Source organism: Mycetohabitans sp. B3 (assembly GCF_021498065.1).
In the GTDB taxonomy this organism is placed as follows: domain Bacteria; phylum Pseudomonadota; class Gammaproteobacteria; order Burkholderiales; family Burkholderiaceae; genus Mycetohabitans.
Genome location: NZ_JAHLKN010000032.1, coordinates 55,303 through 72,795, shown reverse-complemented (window position 1 = coordinate 72,795; position 17,493 = coordinate 55,303). Strand labels below are relative to the sequence as shown.

The window sequence follows — 17,493 nt, the reverse complement described above, 5'->3', positions numbered from 1 at the left end:
CCTAACGATGATCCGGTAAACATGGAATTCACGACCGTCCTCTTCTACCTCTTCGCGCTGCTCATGACCGTGTCAGGGCTCAAGGTGATCACCGCGCGCAACCCGGTGAGCTCGGCGCTGTTTTTGGTGCTCGCGTTCTTCAACGCCGCGGCGATTTGGATGCTGCTCGAGGCCGAGTTCCTCGCGATCCTGTTGGTGCTCGTCTACGTCGGCGCGGTGATGGTGCTGTTCCTGTTCGTCGTGATGATGCTAGACATCAACCTCGACGTGTTGCGGCGCGACTTCCGCCGCTTCGTGCCGATGGCGACGATTGTCGGCGCGATCATCGTGATCGAGACCGCGCTGATCCTCTGGCACGGTTACGGCGCGACCGTCTCGCCGGTGCATGACGCCGCGCAGACGATGCAAGCAGCTGGAGCCGGGGGCGCGCTGTCGAACACCCGCCTGATTGGCCGGATCATCTACAGCGACTACATCTTCGCGTTCGAGGTCGCGGGCCTCGTGCTGCTGGTCGCGATCGTCGCGGCGATCGCGTTGACGATCCGTGACGGCAAGGACGTGAAGCGCCAGCGCGTCAGCGAGCAGGTACGGGTGCGACGCGAGGATCGTGTGCGGCTGGTACGAATGGCTGCCGAGAAGCAGGCGCCGGACGCATCGACGCAGCCCGCGACGCCGGGCAACACCGGTGCTGGCGCGGTCGGCAGTACCCGCTGACCGGGACAAGGAGAAAAGAACTATGTTGAGCCTCGCTCATTACCTCGTGCTCGGCGCGATCCTGTTTGCGATCTCGATCGTTGGGATCTTCCTGAACCGCCGCAACGTGATCATCATCCTGATGGCGATCGAGTTGATGCTGCTCGCGGTGAACACCAATTTCGTCGCGTTCTCGCATTATCTCGGCGACGCGCACGGCCAGATCTTCGTGTTCTTCGTGCTGACCGTGGCCGCGGCCGAAGCGGCGATCGGCCTCGCGATCCTAGTCACATTGTTCCGCAGCCTCGATACGATCAACGTCGAGGATCTCGACCGGCTCAAGGGTTAAGAAAAAAGGCCCTGACTGTTATGGCAACGATACTCAATCCCAACCTGCTGCTGGCGGTCCCGCTAGCGCCCCTGGCCGGCTCGCTGATCGCCGGCCTGTTCGGCAAGACCATCGGCCGCCACAACGCGCATCGCGTGACGATCCTCGGCGTGGCGATTGCATTCGTGATCTCCGTGCTGGTGTTCCTCGACGTGCTCGATGGCGCCAGCTTCAATGGCGCGATTTACGAATGGGCGACGCTGCCAAGTCTCGTACCGGGACAGGGCAGCTTGAAGCTCGAAATTGGTTTCCTGGTCGATTCGCTGACCGCGATGATGATGTGCGTGGTCACCTTCGTGTCGCTGATGGTGCACATCTACACGATCGGCTACATGGCGGAGGACCCGGGCTATCAGCGCTTTTTCTCGTACATCTCGCTGTTCACGTTCTCGATGTTGATGCTCGTGATGAGCAACAACTTCCTGCAACTATTTTTCGGGTGGGAAGCGGTCGGGCTGGTGTCCTACCTGCTGATCGGCTTCTGGTACACGCGTCCGACGGCGATCTACGCAAACCTGAAGGCGTTCCTCGTGAACCGCGTCGGCGACTTTGGCTTTCTGCTCGGCATCGGCCTGGTGCTCGCGTATGTCGGCTCGTTGAACTATGGCGATGTCTTCGCACATCGCGACGCACTGACCAGCGCAGGCGTGCTGCCAGGCACGCAGTGGCAGCTGATCACGGTGACTTGCATCTGCTTGTTCATCGGCGCGATGGGCAAGTCCGCGCAGTTCCCGCTGCACGTGTGGCTGCCTGACTCGATGGAAGGCCCGACGCCGATCTCCGCGCTGATCCACGCCGCTACAATGGTGACCGCGGGTATCTTCATGGTCACGCGGATGTCGCCGCTGTTCGAGTTGTCCGACGCTGCGCTGTCGTTCGTGATGGTGATTGGCGCGATCACTGCGCTGTTCATGGGCTTCCTCGGTATCGTGCAGAACGATATCAAGCGGGTCGTTGCGTACTCGACGCTGTCCCAGCTCGGCTACATGACCGTGGCGCTCGGCGCCTCCGCTTACTCGGTTGCGGTATTCCACCTAATGACGCACGCGTTCTTCAAGGCGCTGCTGTTCCTGGGCGCCGGTTCGGTGATCATCGGCATGCATCACGACCAAGACATGCGCAACATGGGCGGGCTGCGCAAGTACATGCCGATCACGTGGATCACATCGCTGGTGGGCTCGCTTGCGCTGATCGGCACGCCGTTCTTCTCCGGCTTCTATTCGAAGGACTCGATCATCGAGGCGGTCAAGTTGTCGCACTTGCCGGGTTCGGGATTCGCGTATTTCGCGGTGACCGCCAGTGTGTTCGTGACCGCGTTGTACTCGTTCCGGATGGTTTTCATGGTGTTCCACGGTCCGGAGCGCTTCCGCAACGTGCATCACGATGACGATGGGCACGACCACGGTGCGCATCATGGGCATGGCGTGCACGAGCCGCACGAGACGTCATGGGTGGTTACGCTGCCGCTGGTGTTGCTTGCGATCCCGTCCGTCGTGATCGGTGCGATCGCGGTTGGCCCGATGATTTTCGGCGACTTCTTCTCGCACGGCGTCGTGTTCGACAAGGTTGTTTACGTCAGCGAGCATCACGAGGCGCTGCGTGAGATGGCCGAGGCGTTCCATGGCTGGATGGCGATGGGGTTGCATTCGGTCTCGGGCTTGCCGATTTGGCTCGCGCTGGCCGGTGTCATCGTCGCCTGGTTCCTGTACCTGAAGCGGCCTGACATCCCGGCGGCGATTCGTCAGCGTTTCTCGGGCATTTATACGCTGCTGGACAACAAGTACTACATGGACAAGATCAACGACGTTGTGTTCGCCAAGGGTGCGGTGACATTCGGCAAAGGGCTCTGGAAGGAGGGTGATGTCGTCGTGATCGACGGTCTAGTCAACGGCAGCGCGCGCGTAGTCGCGAAGTTTGCCGGCGTGGTCCGCTTTCTGCAAACCGGTTACATCTACCACTACGCGTTCGCCATGATTATCGGCATGTTGGGGTTGCTGACCCTGTTCGTTACGCTGAATAAATAACGCGAGGACAGGTATGCACGCTCATTTCCCCGTTTTGACTTTCGCGATCTGGCTGCCGATCGCGTTCGGTATCGCCGTCCTTGCGGTCGGCTCAGACAAGACACCGGGTGTCGCGCGCTGGACTGCGCTGATCGGCTCGGTGATCAGCTTCGTCGTCACACTGCCGTTGATCAGCGGCTTCGACGCAAGTACGTCAGCGCTGCAGTTTGTCGAAGTCGCGCCGTGGATCGAACGTTTCAACATCACGTACCACCTCGGCGTCGATGGGCTGTCGATGTGGTTCGTTGTGCTGACCGCATTCATCACGGTCATCGTTGTGATCGCCGGATGGGAGGTGATCACGGACCGCGTGGCGCAGTACATGGCCGCCTTCCTGATCTTGTCAGGTCTGATGGTGGGCGTGTTTTCGGCGGCCGACGGGATGCTGTTCTATGTGTTCTTCGAGGCGACGCTGATCCCAATGTATCTGATCATCGGCGTCTGGGGCGGCCCAAACCGCGTGTATGCGGCGTTCAAATTTTTCCTGTACACGCTGGCCGGCTCGTTGCTGATGCTGGTTGCATTGATCTACCTGTACACGCAGTCGCAATCGTTCGAGTTGTCAGCTTGGCATGCGCTGCCGCTCGGCATGACGCCGCAGGTGCTGTTGTTCGTCGCGTTCTTCCTCGCGTTCGCAGTGAAGGTGCCGATGTGGCCGGTGCACACGTGGTTGCCCGACGCGCACGTTGAGGCACCGACCGGTGGCTCGGTCGTGCTGGCGGCGATCATGCTGAAGCTGGGCGCATACGGCTTCCTGCGCTTCTCGCTGCCGATCGCGCCGGATGCGAGCCACTTGCTGGCGCCGGTCGTGATCACGCTGTCGCTCGTTGCCGTAATCTATATCGGCTTCGTCGCTCTGGTGCAGGCCGATATGAAGAAGCTAGTCGCGTATTCGTCGATCGCGCATATGGGCTTTGTCACGCTCGGCTTCTTCCTGTTCAGCCAGCTCGGCGTCGAAGGTGCCATCGTGCAGATGATCTCGCACGGTTTCGTGTCGGGTGCGATGTTTCTGTGCATCGGCGTGCTGTATGACCGCGTGCATTCGCGCCAGATTGCCGACTACGGCGGCGTCGTCAACACAATGCCCAAGTTCGCGGCGCTCGCGATGCTGTTCTCGATGGCTAACTGCGGGTTGCCGGGCACATCTGGGTTCGTCGGCGAATTCATGGTGATCCTGGCGGCCGTGAAGTTCAATTTCTGGATTGGATTACTCGCGGCGATCACGTTGATTCTGGGCGCCGCGTACACGCTGTGGATGTTTAAACGCGTTTATTTCGGCGCGGTCGCCAACGACCATGTCGCGAAGCTCGTCGACTTGAGTCGCCGCGAGTTCTGGATGTTGATGGTGCTAGCGTTGCTCGTGCTGTACATGGGCATCTTTCCGAAGCCGTTCACGGATGTGATGCACGAATCGGTGATTAACCTGCTCTCCCATGTCGCGCAGTCGAAGCTGCCGGCGACGCCGCAGTAAGGGAGGATTGAAAACATTATGCAAAACGCTCCTCTCAACGCCCTATTGCCCGATGCATTCCTGATGATCGTGACCGTCGTTGCATGGCTGAACGACATCATCACCGGCAAGAAGGGCCGCGGCCTGACCTATGTGATCGCGGTCGTGTCCGGCCTGATCGCCGCGCTCTGGTATGCGGTGATCGCGACCGATCCGCATCCGCACTACTACTTCTCGAACATGTATGTGGTCGACCCGTTCGCGAGCTTGATGAAGTCGTTCCTCTCGCTCGGTTTTGCGGTGTCGCTGATCTATTCGCGTAAGTACCTCGAGGAACGCGACCTGTTCCGCGGCGACTTCTATCTGTTGGCGCTGTTCTCGCTGCTTGGACAGCTAGTGATGGTGTCGGGCAACAATTTCCTGACGCTGTACCTGGGATTGGAACTGATGTCGCTATCGTTGTACGCAATCATCGCGCTGCGTCGTGACGTGCCGCAGTCCAACGAAGCGGCGATGAAGTACTACGTGCTCGGGGCGCTGGCGTCCGGCTTCCTGCTGTACGGCATCTCGATGATGTACGGCGCGACCGGCTCGCTCGAGCTGCATGACGTGTTCACTGCGATTGCATCGGGCCGTATCAACTATGCGGTGCTGCTGTTCGGTGTAGTCTTTATCGTTGCCGGCATCGCGTTCAAGATGGGGGCCGTGCCTTTCCACATGTGGGTACCCGACGTCTATCATGGCGCGCCGACCGCGATGACGTTGCTCACTGGCGGCGGCCCGAAGGTCGCGGCCTTCGCGTGGGGGCTGCGTTTCCTGGTGATGGGACTACTGCCGTTGGCGGTCGATTGGCAGGCGATGCTGGTGATTTTGGCCGCGCTGTCGTTGATCGTGGGCAACATCACCGGTATCGTGCAACGCAACGTGAAGCGAATGCTCGCTTACTCGGCAATCTCGAACATGGGCTTCGTGCTGCTCGGCCTGCTGTCCGGTGTCGTCGACGGCAAAGCGAGTGGTGCGGCGAGCGCGTACGGATCCGCGGTGTTTTACAGCGTCACGTATCTGCTGACGACGCTGGGCTCGTTCGGTATCTTGATGCTGCTTGCGCGCCGCGATTTTGAGGCCGACACGTTGGACGACTTCAAGGGCTTGAACAAGCGCAGCCCAGTGTTCGCGTTCGTGATGTTGGTGATGATGTTTTCGTTGGCGGGTATCCCGCCGACGGTCGGCTTCTATGCGAAATTTGCGGTGCTCGAGGCCGCGGTGAATGCGAACCTGACGTGGCTGGCGGTGCTCGCGGTCGTCACGTCGCTGTTTGGGGCGTTCTACTATCTGCGCATCGTCAAGCTGATGTACTTTGACGAACCAGTTGACGCGACGCCGATTACCGCCTACGGTGGCAATCGCGCACTGCTCGCGCTCAACGGTCTCGTGGTGCTGTTGCTTGGCATCGTTCCCGGACCGCTGATGTCGAGTTGCCTGCAGGCGGTGCGCCAGACGCTGTCGCTGTAACGGCGGCTGTCACGATGTCGCCCTCTGGCTGGTTCATCGTCCTGGTCGCGCTGCTCGGCGCGAACCTGCCGTTCGTCAACCAGCGGTTGCTGGCAATATTGCCAGTACCCGGCGCCGCGCCGGGCGCACGCAAGAGCGCCTGGTGGCGGATCGCTGAATTGATTGTGCTTTACTTTGTCACGGGACTGCTCGGCTTCGCGCTCGAGGCACGGGCCGGCAATCGCTTTGAGCAAGAGTGGCAGTTTTACGCGATTACGTTCAGCCTGTTTGTCGTGCTTGCGTTTCCCGGCTTCGTTTTCCAGTATCTCGTCAAGCGGCGCGCCGCGTGAATCGGCGACCGCTCAAAAAGGGGCGACATGACACGCATTCCGACAGACGACGCTCATCTGGTCGAGACCCGTCTCGACGGCCAGACGCTATATGACGGCCATTTCCTGACGCTCAAGCGTGACATCGTGCGGTTGCCGGACGGCAAGTCGGCCACGCGTGAGTTCGTTGAGCATCCCGGTGCGGTGATGGTATTGCCGCTGTTGGATGACGGTCGCGTGCTGATGGAGCGCCAGTATCGTTATCCACTTGGCCGTGTGATGGTTGAGTTCCCGGCCGGCAAGCTCGATCCGCAGGAAGGGGTGCTCGCATGTGCTCAACGCGAACTGCGCGAGGAAACCGGCTATCGCGCGAACGAGTTCGTCTACTTGACCCGCATCCACCCGGTCATTTCGTATTCGACCGAGTTTATCGACCTGTACTTGGCGCGTGGGCTGACTGAAGGTGAGCGCGCGCTGGACGATGGTGAGTTTTTGGAAACGATTGTCGTCGAACCGGCCATATTGCACGAGTGGATTCGGCGCGGGGACGTTAGCGATGTCAAGACGATCATTGGTGCGTTTTGGCTTGAAAAAATTTTGTCTGGCGCTTGGCCGGAAAATACCGCGCAGGTAGTCTGATGCCGGCGTAGCCGATCCAAGCGCTGCGCTCGCAGCGGATCGCGCCCCATTAGATAAGGTTGAATTGAGCTGCCAGCCCGTTGAGGGCCCCGACACAGACGTCTTTACGACCGCCCAGCATTTGTGCGGGTGACACTCTCGGGTGTGGGGACGGTAGACGACAATATTTGCATCCGCGAGATCCTACAGCGCTGGACATCAAGCGCGACGCTTGCCGGCTACGCACTGATCGTCGATGAAGTGGACACGCAGCTGCACTTGCTCCCGACACCCTACCACTAGATGCGCACGGACTTGAAGCGATCTCGTGCACGGCAAATCGGTATTGTGTCAGATTCGAACCGATGATATACAGCTGTTATGGATGTATTGCTACGTCAACCTAGCGCAAAATCATTGCATTGACGAGGTGGATAATGGGAAGGAAGGCTTACAAGGTTCAGTCCGACCAACAGAGAAAGGCAGGGCGAGCGCAGGTTGTACCCGACCAAGATTCATCTGTCAGGCTGGTCAGCCGGCTGGATATCGATCCAGAGAGGCCATTCAAGGGAGTGGAAGCCATTTCGAGACGCTTGTACAATGGATCGCAAGAGATTCATACCACCAATCTTGAGATAGGCCACGATAAAAGTATTCCCAAAGACAAAAAAGAAGCCGTCTCGAAAGCCACACAGGAGCAAATGACCTATGGCTTATTGAATTTCTTGCACAAAATGCCCTATCTTAATCGCCCACCCAATTTTATCGGGCCGTCCGAGCAATCAAACAATGGCATTGAAACCATTTTAGTGCATGGCACGTTCAACGCCACCGCAGCCGAAGTAGGGTGGACCAGCCCGAATGGGAAATACGCCGATATTGTCCGGGAAAGATTTGGCGGGAAAGTGAGTGCTTTACAATGGAGTGGAAAAAATCATCGACTTGCCCGTATTGAGGCGGCGCAAACCCTTGCGAAAAAAATCGATGAAAACACACGGGCCGGTATCATCACGAATGTCATTGCCCATAGTCATGGTGGCAATGTCGCTTTTGAAGCGATTAAGCTGACACAAGGTAATATTGAACAACTGGTCACCTTAGGCACACCCATCCGAGGTGATCATTTACCGCCGACAAAGAAGCTTAGAGAAACGGTAGAACATTATATTCATATTTCAGGTGGCAAAGATACCATTGCCCCTAAAGGCGGCCTAGATTTTGTCACGCCATTTAAAGACAATTTTTCCCAAAAAATGGGATTCAATAAGGCTAAGATAAGCAATCCGTTGGCTAATACCGAACTTCATGTGGCGGACGCCACCCATAGCGAACTCCATTCGAAAGCCGTTTTAGGGCTGCTCACCGCGATAACCCAAGCGACACGGTTGTAAGGCTGGCCAATGGACAGCGCAGGACGTGGCGCCTGAACCTTCTGTGCTTCGCTGGAATTTTCATTAGTTTTGGACGGGCGGCCGATCATTGCACCGCCCACAAGACCGCTCCCACTTTAACCGCTGCTTTTCCCAATTTGGCTGCCCACATGCCACCTTCCGCGTTTATTGACCTCGCCTACTGACCGACTCGTACGCCTTTAGGTAGACCTCTTTATACTTGACGCCGCGCCGCATGCGTTCAACGAACACGTTATCACGCCAGCTTCCTTTGCCGCCCATCGACAGTCCGAGGTTTCAGCCCAACACGGCATCAGTGAACGCGTTCGCCGTGAACTGGCTTTGCGCGGCCACCTTTCATTTTATGCTCAGGCCATTTCTACTGCCAATGTAGAGGAGGTTTCACGAAATAAATCTTCTTCTTTGGGGCGAATAAGCTGTTCAACCGTTCCATCAGCAGCAGGTAAATTCGCGCCGCGGATCAGCACAACAGGCGATCCTTCATCGGCTTGTCCCATTAGGAAAGACGCTGCTGCGGCGAGTTCATCGGCCACTGCCACCTGGGTTGTTCGTAAGAGCTGCCCAAACAGATCCGGCTTTCCAATATAATTTTTAAGCGGGGAAAAGCCTGCTACACCGATTGCGCACCCTGCCGTGCCATGGCGCCATACTCTGCCAAAACTATCGTTAATGATAATGTGGACATCGACGCCGCACAAGTGATGAAACTGTTTTTTTAATTCACGGGCACTGTGATCCGGGTCTTTCGGAAGTAGAAGCACACTGTCTTCATCGCCTACATTGGAATGATCGATACCGGCATTCGCCATCACGCATCCGAGACGGTGAGCGGTGATCAGTACACCATCCTGCCTGTGCGCAACGATTTCTGCCGACTCCGATAGGATAAGTTCAACGAGCCGTGGATCCTTATCCACTTTCTGCGCCAAATCGATAGCTTGCTTGCCGGGCGTGACAGAAGATAGCGCAACCCATCGCCCTTCGGACTTTGAAACGATCTTTTGTGCAAGCACTAACACATCGCCATTTTCTAGAGCGATACCATTTTTTTGGATCGCTTCCTTAATAATCTGGCCAAGATCATCCCCTGTTTGTATAAGAGGGATGCCACCGATGGCGGATACAGTCATGCTTCTTTCTGTTCGTGTAGCGTGGCTCATCCTCTTAGCTCCTCATCTTCCCTTTAGTGGTAGAAAGATTCTCAGAAAAAATAGGCTCAGTCAATAACAAGTGACTAGACAATTTGCTTGCTACTATGCCAGCATGTCGTCGAACTATGGTAATGCAGTGCTTGTACGCAAGTTAGCGGTTCACGATGGAAGCAGACGTACCAATTTGTTGTGCAATAGGTACCTAAGCCAGGTAATTGTTTCGGTTGCTTTGAGCGCGACACAGTTGTCCTGATTTTCCGGGAAGTGAAACAATATGGGATGCAATGGGATGTCTCCTGTTTCTGTCGCCCAGCGTAATACCGGCATCTGGGCGGTCGTGCCGTTGAAAGCGCCTGAGTGTGCCAAAACCCGGTTGGCTGGCGTTTTGAGTCATGCTGCGCGCCAAGCGTTGTTTTTTTCCATGGCGAGTCATGTCATTGGCACGTTGCGCGCATCGCCTCGAATTGCTTCTCTATTGGTGGTGACGCCGTCGGAAAGTACGGCGGAGATGGCTCGGGCAGCGGGTGCTGAAATCTTGTGGGGGCCGCCGGATGAAGGCATGGCGAATGCCTGTTCACGAGCGATGGCCCACATTGCGGCGGCAGGCGGGGAGCGTGTGATGTTTGTCCCTGGTGATTTGCCGCTGCTGGATGAGGCAGCCATCGACATGTTGAGCCGTGCACCGGTCGATGCAATTGGCATGGCGCCGAACCGGGACGGTCATGGCACGAATGGATTGATTTGCCGACCTGGCGCCATTCCGTTGTTTTTCAGCGGGCCAAGCTTTTCCGCTCATCAAAACGCCGCTCGACGCGCCGGAATTGATGTTTGGGTTGTCCGTTCAAGAGAGTGGGCGCTGGATGTTGACTTGCCTGCCGACCTTGAGGAATTCGAGTCTTCCGTCAGAGACGCCAAGAGGAGGGTGCTATGCCAAAATTAGTAAGCGATCCTGTTTATAGAGTGATTCAAGAGGCCGAACGTTCTGCTAAGGGCAACCAGCCAAGGCTAGATGACAAGGCTTTGGCGTATGAGCTTGAAGCGGTGCAAGATTGGCGTGAGTTGGCCGGTCTGGCATCGGCATGGCGAGACATTGGATGGGGTAATGTCATCACCTATTCACGCAAGGTTTTTATTCCGCTCACCCATCTTTGTCGAGATGTCTGCCATTACTGTACCTTTGCCAAAGCGCCACGGGTCATTGGCCAAGCATTTCTTACCGTGGACCAAGCGCTGGACATTGCACGGGCGGGCGCTGCAGTAGGCTGTCGTGAGGCTTTGTTTACGCTCGGTGATCGGCCCGAAGCGCGTTATGCCGCTGCACGCGAAGCGCTGCAGCAACTGGGTCATGCTACGACGGCCGATTATGTCGCTGAGGTTGCGCAACGTGTACGAGCTGAAACCGGGCTGCTACCGCACTTTAATATGGGCGTGTTAAGCGCAGCAGAATATCAGATGCTACGGCCCCATGCCCCTTCCTTCGGGGTGATGCTAGAGACGGCTTCTGAACGTCTTTCCGAGCGTGGTGGGCCACATTACGGCTCTCCCGATAAGCACCCGGCAGCGCGGCTTGAAACGCTTCGCCTTGCCGGCGAAGCGCATATACCGATCACCTCAGGCATATTGATTGGTATCGGGGAGACACGCCGCGAGCGGCTTGAATCGCTCTTTGCGCTGCGGGATTTGCATGATCGCTATGGCCATCTGCAGGAAGTCATTATTCAGAACTTTCGCGCGAAACCCGGCACCAAAATGGTCAACGCGCCTGAGCCGTCAATGGACGAATTGTGTTGGACAACAGCGGTCGCCCGGTTGGTTCTGGGTTCCGCAATGAGCATTCAGGTGCCGCCTAATCTTTTCGATGGTGACCTGACCGACTTGATACGCGCGGGAATCAATGATTGGGGAGGCGTCTCACCGGTCACGCCTGATCACGTTAACCCAGAAGCGCCGTGGCCGCAAATTGACCGCTTAAGTGAGGTCACCGACAGGGGTGGGAAGACGTTGACCGAGCGGATAACCGTCTATCCTGCCTATATCGAGGAACGTGATCGTTGGATCGACCCGGGCTTGCATGCTGATGTGCTGCGCCATTCAGATTGCAGTGGTTTGGCAACAAGCGATCTATGGAAAGCAGGCTCCAAGACGATGGGGGATATTGCTCGCCTGGCAGTGACTACCACGGCTTCTCATGCTGACCGTGTTTGTTCGCAGACGATCGATATCGTGGATAAATGCGTGGCGGGCGAGCGCCTCGAAGAAGCCGAGCTTGTCCATTTATTCAACGCCCGCGGCCACGATTTTACGTACTTGACGCACACGGCGGACCGTTTGCGTAGGCAAACGAAGGGTGACACGATCACTTACGTCGTCAATCGAAACATCAACTACACAAACGTCTGCCAATACCATTGCAATTTTTGCGCTTTTTCGCGAGGGCCGATACAAGAAGAGCTGCGCGAAAAGCCCTATATCGTTGACCTCGACGAAATCCGTCGCCGCGTGAAAGAAGCGTGGGATCGTGGTGCGACGGAGGTTTGCCTGCAAGGAGGCATTCATCCCGACTATACGGGACGCACTTACGTTGATATCTGCGAAGCGGCTAAAACAGAATGTCCAGACATACATATTCACGCCTTCTCGCCCCTTGAGGTGATGCATGGCGCAACTAGCCTGGGGAAATCCATCAGCGCTTTTTTGTCTGATTTGAAAAATGCCGGGTTAAGTACTTTGCCTGGGACCGCAGCCGAGATTCTGGACGATGAAGTGCGGCGACAAATCTGTCCGGACAAGCTGAATACGCAAGAATGGCTGACAGTCGTGCGATCGGCACACGAGTTGGGATTGCGGACCACTTGCACGATCATGTTCGGCCATGTCGAATCTTATAAGCACTGGGCACGACATATCCTCAGGCTTGCGGAGCTGCAGCGCGATACAGGCGGTCTGACTGAGTTTGTTCCATTGCCCTTTGTCCATGAAGAAGCGCCGTTATTTAAAAAGAAAGGCGCGCGTCAGGGGCCGACTTTGCGAGAAGCCGTTTTGATGCATGCAGTCGGGCGTCTGGCGTTTCATGGCCTGATTGACAATATTCAAACGTCTTGGGTGAAAATGGGTGAGCAGGGCGCGCAGCTTTGCTTGCAGGCGGGGGCCAACGATTTGGGCGGTACCCTAATGAACGAGTCGATCAGCCGCGCAGCCGGTGCAGCCCACGGGCAGGAAATGCCGCCTGCTGCCATGGAAGCACTGGCCGCCAGACTCGGGCGCCGTGCAATGCAGCGTACCCCTCTTTACCGTGACGTCAGTACTGAGCGGCAGCAGGCTTCGTATGCTGCTCCTGCGCTGGCACCTGTGCGGTTCATGAAGGCCGGACGTTTGGTGCGTGGGCACGGCCATCAGGTCTTGAACGAAGCGTAACAATAATCGGGCCTGTATCAGTGGGTTCATGGTGTGGCTTGCCTGCAGACTGCCTAAATCGATGTTGTGATGGCGCTCACGCAGTGCTTCACATCATGGATTCACTAAGATGCTCAAACGTCTATATCAAAGTAGACAGACACTATTCGGCCTGACAGGATCGGAAGGGTGATCTGTTTAAGTCAAAAATGCTTGACCTTTACATAGGAAGGAAATGGCAAAGTATGTTGCGTTGTGCGGCGGGGTGGGCGGCGCTAAGTTGGCTTATGGTCTAGCGCATGTGCTTTCTGCGGACGAGTTGACGATCGTTGTCAACACGGGTGACGATTTTGAGCATCTTGGCTTGCTCGTCTGTCCCGATCTGGACACGGTTGTCTATACGCTGGCCGATGTGGCGGATGCAAAGAAAGGGTGGGGGCGGGCGAACGAGAGCTGGTCTTCGCAAGAAGCACTGGCTTGTTTGGGCGGACCGGTGTGGTTTCAGTTGGGTGACAAGGACCTTGCGCTTCATCTCTATCGGCGCAGCTTGCTTGACGGCGGTGCCAGCTTATGTGATTTAACTGCGACCATTGCTAGCGCATTCGGTGTCAAGCATTCGATCGTCCCGATGTCTGACGATCCGGTTAGAACTGTCGTTGAGACAGAAGAAGGCGATTTGCCTTTTCAGACGTATTTTGTTAAACGGCGATGTGAGCCGCGCGTGTCGGGTTTTCGCTTTGAAGGTGCTTCGTCGGCACGGTTATCGTCGCCATTTGAAGCAGCGCTGAGTGCGCCCGACCTGGCTGGCGTGATCTTATGTCCTTCTAATCCTTTCGTCAGCATTGGACCGATTCTGGCATTACCAGGCGTGCGTGACAGGCTGCGTGCCTGCAATGTGCCTGTTTTAGCTGTTGCACCGCTCGTCGGCGGCGAAGCAGTCAAAGGCCCATTGACTAAGATGATGCATGAACTGGGGATGAAGGCTTCGGTTGGCGCGATTGCTTCTCTTTATGCCGATTTCCTCGATATCTTGGTGATTGATCCGTCGGATGAACGCGATCATGACCTCTTGCGCACAGACCTTATGGCAGTCGATAAAGTCAAGACGCTCATGAAAACGCCTGATGAGCGTATCGCGCTTGCGCGACATGTGCTGACTTGCGTTGAACACTATCGAAACAATCGACAGGCGACCCATGCTGCATAGCAGCGCGCCGCATGAATCACATTGACCACGATTTCTTGCGAAGTAGATTGATTGCTATAAAGAAATAAAAAAATGATTAAGGGCATGCAGTACGGCAAACGCTTGCTGAACCAATCACGAAGAATGTACTATCCATTACGCATGCGCCGCCTTTGGGCTTTTGTTTCTCCTTTGGTATCTTTGAATCGGCGTGGTGACTGGCAGACAATCGCCGCGCTATTTCCTTATTTGATGGTTTATAAAGGGCGCGTCGCATTTGCACTCGCCTGCCTGGTTGGCGCAAAACTCGCTAATCTGGGCGTTCCAGTTGTGATGAAAGCGATTGTCGACCAGCTATCTGAAATTGACCGGTTGGCAGTGCAGGGGTCGTCGTTTTCATTGTTCCACGGCGTTGGTTTTCTTATTGTCGCTTATGCGGTCGTGCGCTTATCCAGTTCGTTTTTTGCGGAGCTGCGTGAAATTATTTTTGGAAAAGTAGCTTACAACGCGGCGCGACAAGTGGCACTCGCAGTATTCCGGCATTTGCACACGCTGTCATTGTGCTTTCACCTTGAGCGGCAAACGGGTGGCCTATCACGCGATATCGAGCGAGGAACGCGTGGCGTCAAGACGCTTGTTTCATATTCACTCTACAATATTCTACCAATATGTGTTGAAGTCGTGTTGGTACTTATTTTCTTTGCTATTCGCTACGATATCTATTATACGATTGTTACACTGTTCGTGCTTGCGGCTTACATTACGTTTACCGTGATGGTGACGGAATGGCGTACGCGCTTAAGGCAGGAGATGAATAAGCTTGATTCGCGCTCCAATACCCTAATGGTCGATTCGCTTATTAATTACGAGACAGTCAAGTGCTTTGGTAACGAGCAACACGAAATTCAGCGCTATGATGAAGGCATGATGCTTTATCATGATGCGGCGGTTCGGTCTCAAAGATCGCTTTCGTTTATGAATTTGGGTCAGCAGTCGATTATTGCGATCTGCATGATCGCCGTTTTATGGAGGGCGACGCAACAGGTTGTGGATAAGCAGTTGACATTGGGCGACTTTGTGTTAATTAATACGTTTATGCTGCAGATATATATTCCACTGAGTTTTTTGGGGAATATGTATCGAACTTTGAAGCAAAGTCTGACCGATATGGATCAGATGTTTTCGCTGCTAAATCTCAGGCGTGAAGTTGACGACATTCAAGGTGCGTTTCCGCTTGCTGTCCGGAGCGCTGAAGTATGCTTCGAGCATGTTAGCTTTTCATATGAGCCGCAACGGCAAATTTTACGAGATATAACGTTTACGATTGCGGCGGGCACGACGACTGCAATTGTCGGACATAGCGGCTCAGGTAAGTCAACACTCGCACGACTGTTGCTCCGCTTTTATGATGTGGACCATGGCGCTGGGCGTATTCTGATCGGTGGCCAAGATATTCGAGCTGTGACGCAAGATTCGCTGCGCGCGGCCATTGGCATTGTGCCGCAAGATACGGTGCTTTTCCGTGACACAATTTATTACAATATTGCGTATGGTCGGTTGTCTGCTTCGCCAGAAGAGGTGATTGCGGCTGCGCGCGCCGCCCATATTCATGCTTTTATTGAAAGCTTGCCTGCTGGCTATGCCACCATCGTGGGTGAGCGTGGTTTGAAATTATCTGGCGGCGAAAAGCAGCGCATCGCAATCGCCCGCACATTGCTGAAAAAGCCGCCTATTCTAATTTTTGATGAAGCGACTTCAGCACTCGATTCACGTGCTGAGCGTGCGATTCAGCGCGAGTTGAAACAGCTTGCGCGTCATCGTACAACGCTGATCATTGCGCATCGTCTATCAACAATTACGCATGCACAACAGATCCTTGTTATGGATCAAGGCCGTATCGTTGAACGCGGCACCCATAGAACATTGCTGAATGCAGGCGGCCTATATGCGCAAATGTGGGCATTGCAGCATAAGCAGCCTGAATAAAAGCATGTAAATAAAAACGATTGCTTTGATTAGCGCTCACCACGTAAAGCAGTGGATATATTGTAGTGAGCGCCGAGTTAAATATAATGACAACGGCTATAATGACAACGGGCACTGAAGTTCATTCTCGTCGAAATAATGCCCGAAACGATTACGCTTGGTCCAGATATAACGCTCATTTTCCTCGCGTAATGCAACCGCGAGGTCAACGCGCTCACATACCGGAATGCCATGGCGCTGCAGCGCCTCAAATTTATCCGGGTTGTTGCTCATCAGCCGTACCGACAGGATGCCAAGTTGGCGCACGATGCTCGCCGCGCAGTCATACTCGCGCGCGTCGTCTGGCAAACCCAGGTCGCGATTGGCATCGACAGTGTCACGTCCTTGTTCCTGGAGTCCGTATGCAAGAATTTTGTTGCACAAGCCAATGCCGCGTCCTTCATGGCCTCGCAGATACAATAGCGCGCCAACGCCCTCGGATGCGATATGGCGTAGTGCAGCGTCCAATTGTTCGCCACAATCGCAACGCAGTGATCCTAGTACATCACCCGTAAGGCACTCAGAGTGAAGTCGTGTCAGTACTGATTCACGCTGGCAAACATCGCCCATTACTAGCGCGAGATACTCATTGTCATCGCTTTTCGAACGAAATGCGTGGGCAACAAAATTTCCGTAACGAGTTGGTAGTGCCGCTTTGCCAACATGCGTCACGTATTCGCTGCTTCTATCATGGCATTGTAGTAGCATCGGATCACCCCGGGAGGCTGAAGTGGTACTGCTGCAATACACAAAATTTTCTGTATCAGACAAAACTTAATCTTTATTCAGCATTGCTCACTGAGCAAGCACACCCAACATGCCAAATGGACCTATGTGCTTAACGATCGCTATGTAATGTTGAATACCCTAACAGCGCAGTGTGCAATGATGTTTTTAAGCTATGTCGTCGAGCAGGATTGCATACTTGTATGGAAATGGCAATAGAAAAATTGCATGTGGTATAGCCCTTTGCGGGAACGTGCGCTATACGGGCGGCAAGTGATGCGTGCGTGAATTTCGTTGTAGATAATAAAGCATTATTTGATGGCAGATTGCCGTAATTGTTGCTCTGTTGTTTCATCCGGCACGGTAGCACGTCAGCAGGTTCGACCGGTTGTTGCAACAACTTCGAATTAGCGGTGTTATAGGAGACGACCACGGGGTTGGGCCTCGAGGCAAACGGGACGGCCAATGATGTCATCGCCTGGCAGACCAAGCGTCAATCAGTTGGAGACGAAGCAAGCGTTCTGGAGATGCGTTGCCGAAGGAGCGGGGGAGGTTGCGCCACGCGCAA

Annotated in this window: 15 protein-coding genes and 1 pseudogene; 13 read left to right on the top strand and 3 right to left on the bottom strand. The window is 55.2% G+C overall.

Annotated elements, in window-relative coordinates:
- The first annotated feature begins 21 nt into the window (after nt 1-21).
- The 9 genes from KQH55_RS09660 to KQH55_RS09620 all read left to right on the top strand — a co-directional run bounded on the left by KQH55_RS09660 (nt 22) and on the right by KQH55_RS09620 (nt 8,423).
- Nucleotides 22-714 (top strand): NADH-quinone oxidoreductase subunit J, encoded by a 693-nt coding sequence (locus KQH55_RS09660; RefSeq protein WP_076795832.1) that lies wholly within the window; start codon nt 22-24, stop codon nt 712-714.
- Between the two features lie 22 nt (nt 715-736).
- Nucleotides 737-1,042: an NADH-quinone oxidoreductase subunit NuoK gene (nuoK, locus tag KQH55_RS09655; RefSeq protein ID WP_041753724.1), complete on the top strand. Its 306-nt coding sequence runs from the start codon at nt 737-739 to the stop codon at nt 1,040-1,042.
- Nucleotides 1,043-1,062: 20 nt separating this feature from the next.
- Nucleotides 1,063-3,105 (top strand): NADH-quinone oxidoreductase subunit L, encoded by a 2,043-nt coding sequence (nuoL, locus tag KQH55_RS09650; RefSeq protein ID WP_235090692.1) that lies wholly within the window; start codon nt 1,063-1,065, stop codon nt 3,103-3,105.
- Between the two features lie 13 nt (nt 3,106-3,118).
- The gene (locus KQH55_RS09645; RefSeq protein WP_076795826.1) at nt 3,119-4,615 is read left to right on the top strand and encodes an NADH-quinone oxidoreductase subunit M; all 1,497 of its coding nucleotides are present in this window, start codon (nt 3,119-3,121) and stop codon (nt 4,613-4,615) included.
- A gap of 18 nt (nt 4,616-4,633) precedes the next feature.
- Nucleotides 4,634-6,106 (top strand): NADH-quinone oxidoreductase subunit NuoN, encoded by a 1,473-nt coding sequence (nuoN, locus tag KQH55_RS09640; RefSeq protein WP_235090691.1) that lies wholly within the window; start codon nt 4,634-4,636, stop codon nt 6,104-6,106.
- A 14-nt stretch (nt 6,107-6,120) separates the two neighbouring features.
- Nucleotides 6,121-6,435: a DUF2818 family protein gene (locus tag KQH55_RS09635; protein WP_076786448.1), complete on the top strand. Its 315-nt coding sequence runs from the start codon at nt 6,121-6,123 to the stop codon at nt 6,433-6,435.
- Between the two features lie 27 nt (nt 6,436-6,462).
- Nucleotides 6,463-7,053 (top strand): NUDIX domain-containing protein, encoded by a 591-nt coding sequence (locus KQH55_RS09630; RefSeq protein ID WP_076795822.1) that lies wholly within the window; start codon nt 6,463-6,465, stop codon nt 7,051-7,053.
- A gap of 129 nt (nt 7,054-7,182) precedes the next feature.
- Nucleotides 7,183-7,335: a hypothetical protein gene (locus KQH55_RS09625; RefSeq protein WP_212667360.1), complete on the top strand. Its 153-nt coding sequence runs from the start codon at nt 7,183-7,185 to the stop codon at nt 7,333-7,335.
- A gap of 134 nt (nt 7,336-7,469) precedes the next feature.
- The gene (locus KQH55_RS09620; RefSeq protein WP_235090690.1) at nt 7,470-8,423 is read left to right on the top strand and encodes a triacylglycerol lipase; all 954 of its coding nucleotides are present in this window, start codon (nt 7,470-7,472) and stop codon (nt 8,421-8,423) included.
- Between the two features lie 180 nt (nt 8,424-8,603).
- Here the strand turns inward: KQH55_RS09620 and KQH55_RS09615 are convergent.
- Nucleotides 8,604-8,762: pseudogene (locus KQH55_RS09615) on the bottom strand (IS3 family transposase); the annotation flags it as partial.
- A gap of 29 nt (nt 8,763-8,791) precedes the next feature.
- Nucleotides 8,792-9,574 (bottom strand): coenzyme F420-0:L-glutamate ligase, encoded by a 783-nt coding sequence (gene cofE, locus KQH55_RS09610; RefSeq protein ID WP_235090689.1) that lies wholly within the window; start codon nt 9,572-9,574, stop codon nt 8,792-8,794.
- A gap of 310 nt (nt 9,575-9,884) precedes the next feature.
- On the opposite strand from cofE, the gene cofC reads away from it, so the two are divergent.
- The 4 genes from cofC to KQH55_RS09590 all read left to right on the top strand — a co-directional run bounded on the left by cofC (nt 9,885) and on the right by KQH55_RS09590 (nt 16,160).
- On the top strand, nt 9,885-10,535 hold the full coding sequence (gene cofC, locus KQH55_RS09605) for a 2-phospho-L-lactate guanylyltransferase (protein WP_076795815.1): 651 nt from the start codon (nt 9,885-9,887) through the stop codon (nt 10,533-10,535).
- Nucleotides 10,523-13,009, top strand: coding sequence for a 5-amino-6-(D-ribitylamino)uracil--L-tyrosine 4-hydroxyphenyl transferase CofH (gene cofH / locus KQH55_RS09600; RefSeq protein ID WP_076795812.1), 2,487 nt, complete (start codon nt 10,523-10,525; stop codon nt 13,007-13,009). Before cofC ends, cofH begins: the two co-directional genes overlap by 13 nt.
- Nucleotides 13,010-13,223: 214 nt before the next feature.
- Nucleotides 13,224-14,195, top strand: a complete 972-nt coding sequence (gene cofD, locus KQH55_RS09595) for a 2-phospho-L-lactate transferase (RefSeq protein ID WP_076795810.1) — start codon at nt 13,224-13,226, stop codon at nt 14,193-14,195.
- A gap of 141 nt (nt 14,196-14,336) precedes the next feature.
- Complete coding sequence (locus tag KQH55_RS09590; RefSeq protein ID WP_076797241.1) at nt 14,337-16,160, top strand: ABC transporter ATP-binding protein/permease; 1,824 nt, start codon at nt 14,337-14,339, stop codon at nt 16,158-16,160.
- Between the two features lie 96 nt (nt 16,161-16,256).
- On the opposite strand, the gene ribA is transcribed toward KQH55_RS09590, so the two are convergent.
- Entirely contained in the window at nt 16,257-16,907 is a 651-nt protein-coding gene (gene ribA, locus KQH55_RS09585; protein WP_076786461.1) for a GTP cyclohydrolase II, read from the bottom strand.
- Nucleotides 16,908-17,493 lie beyond the last annotated feature (586 nt).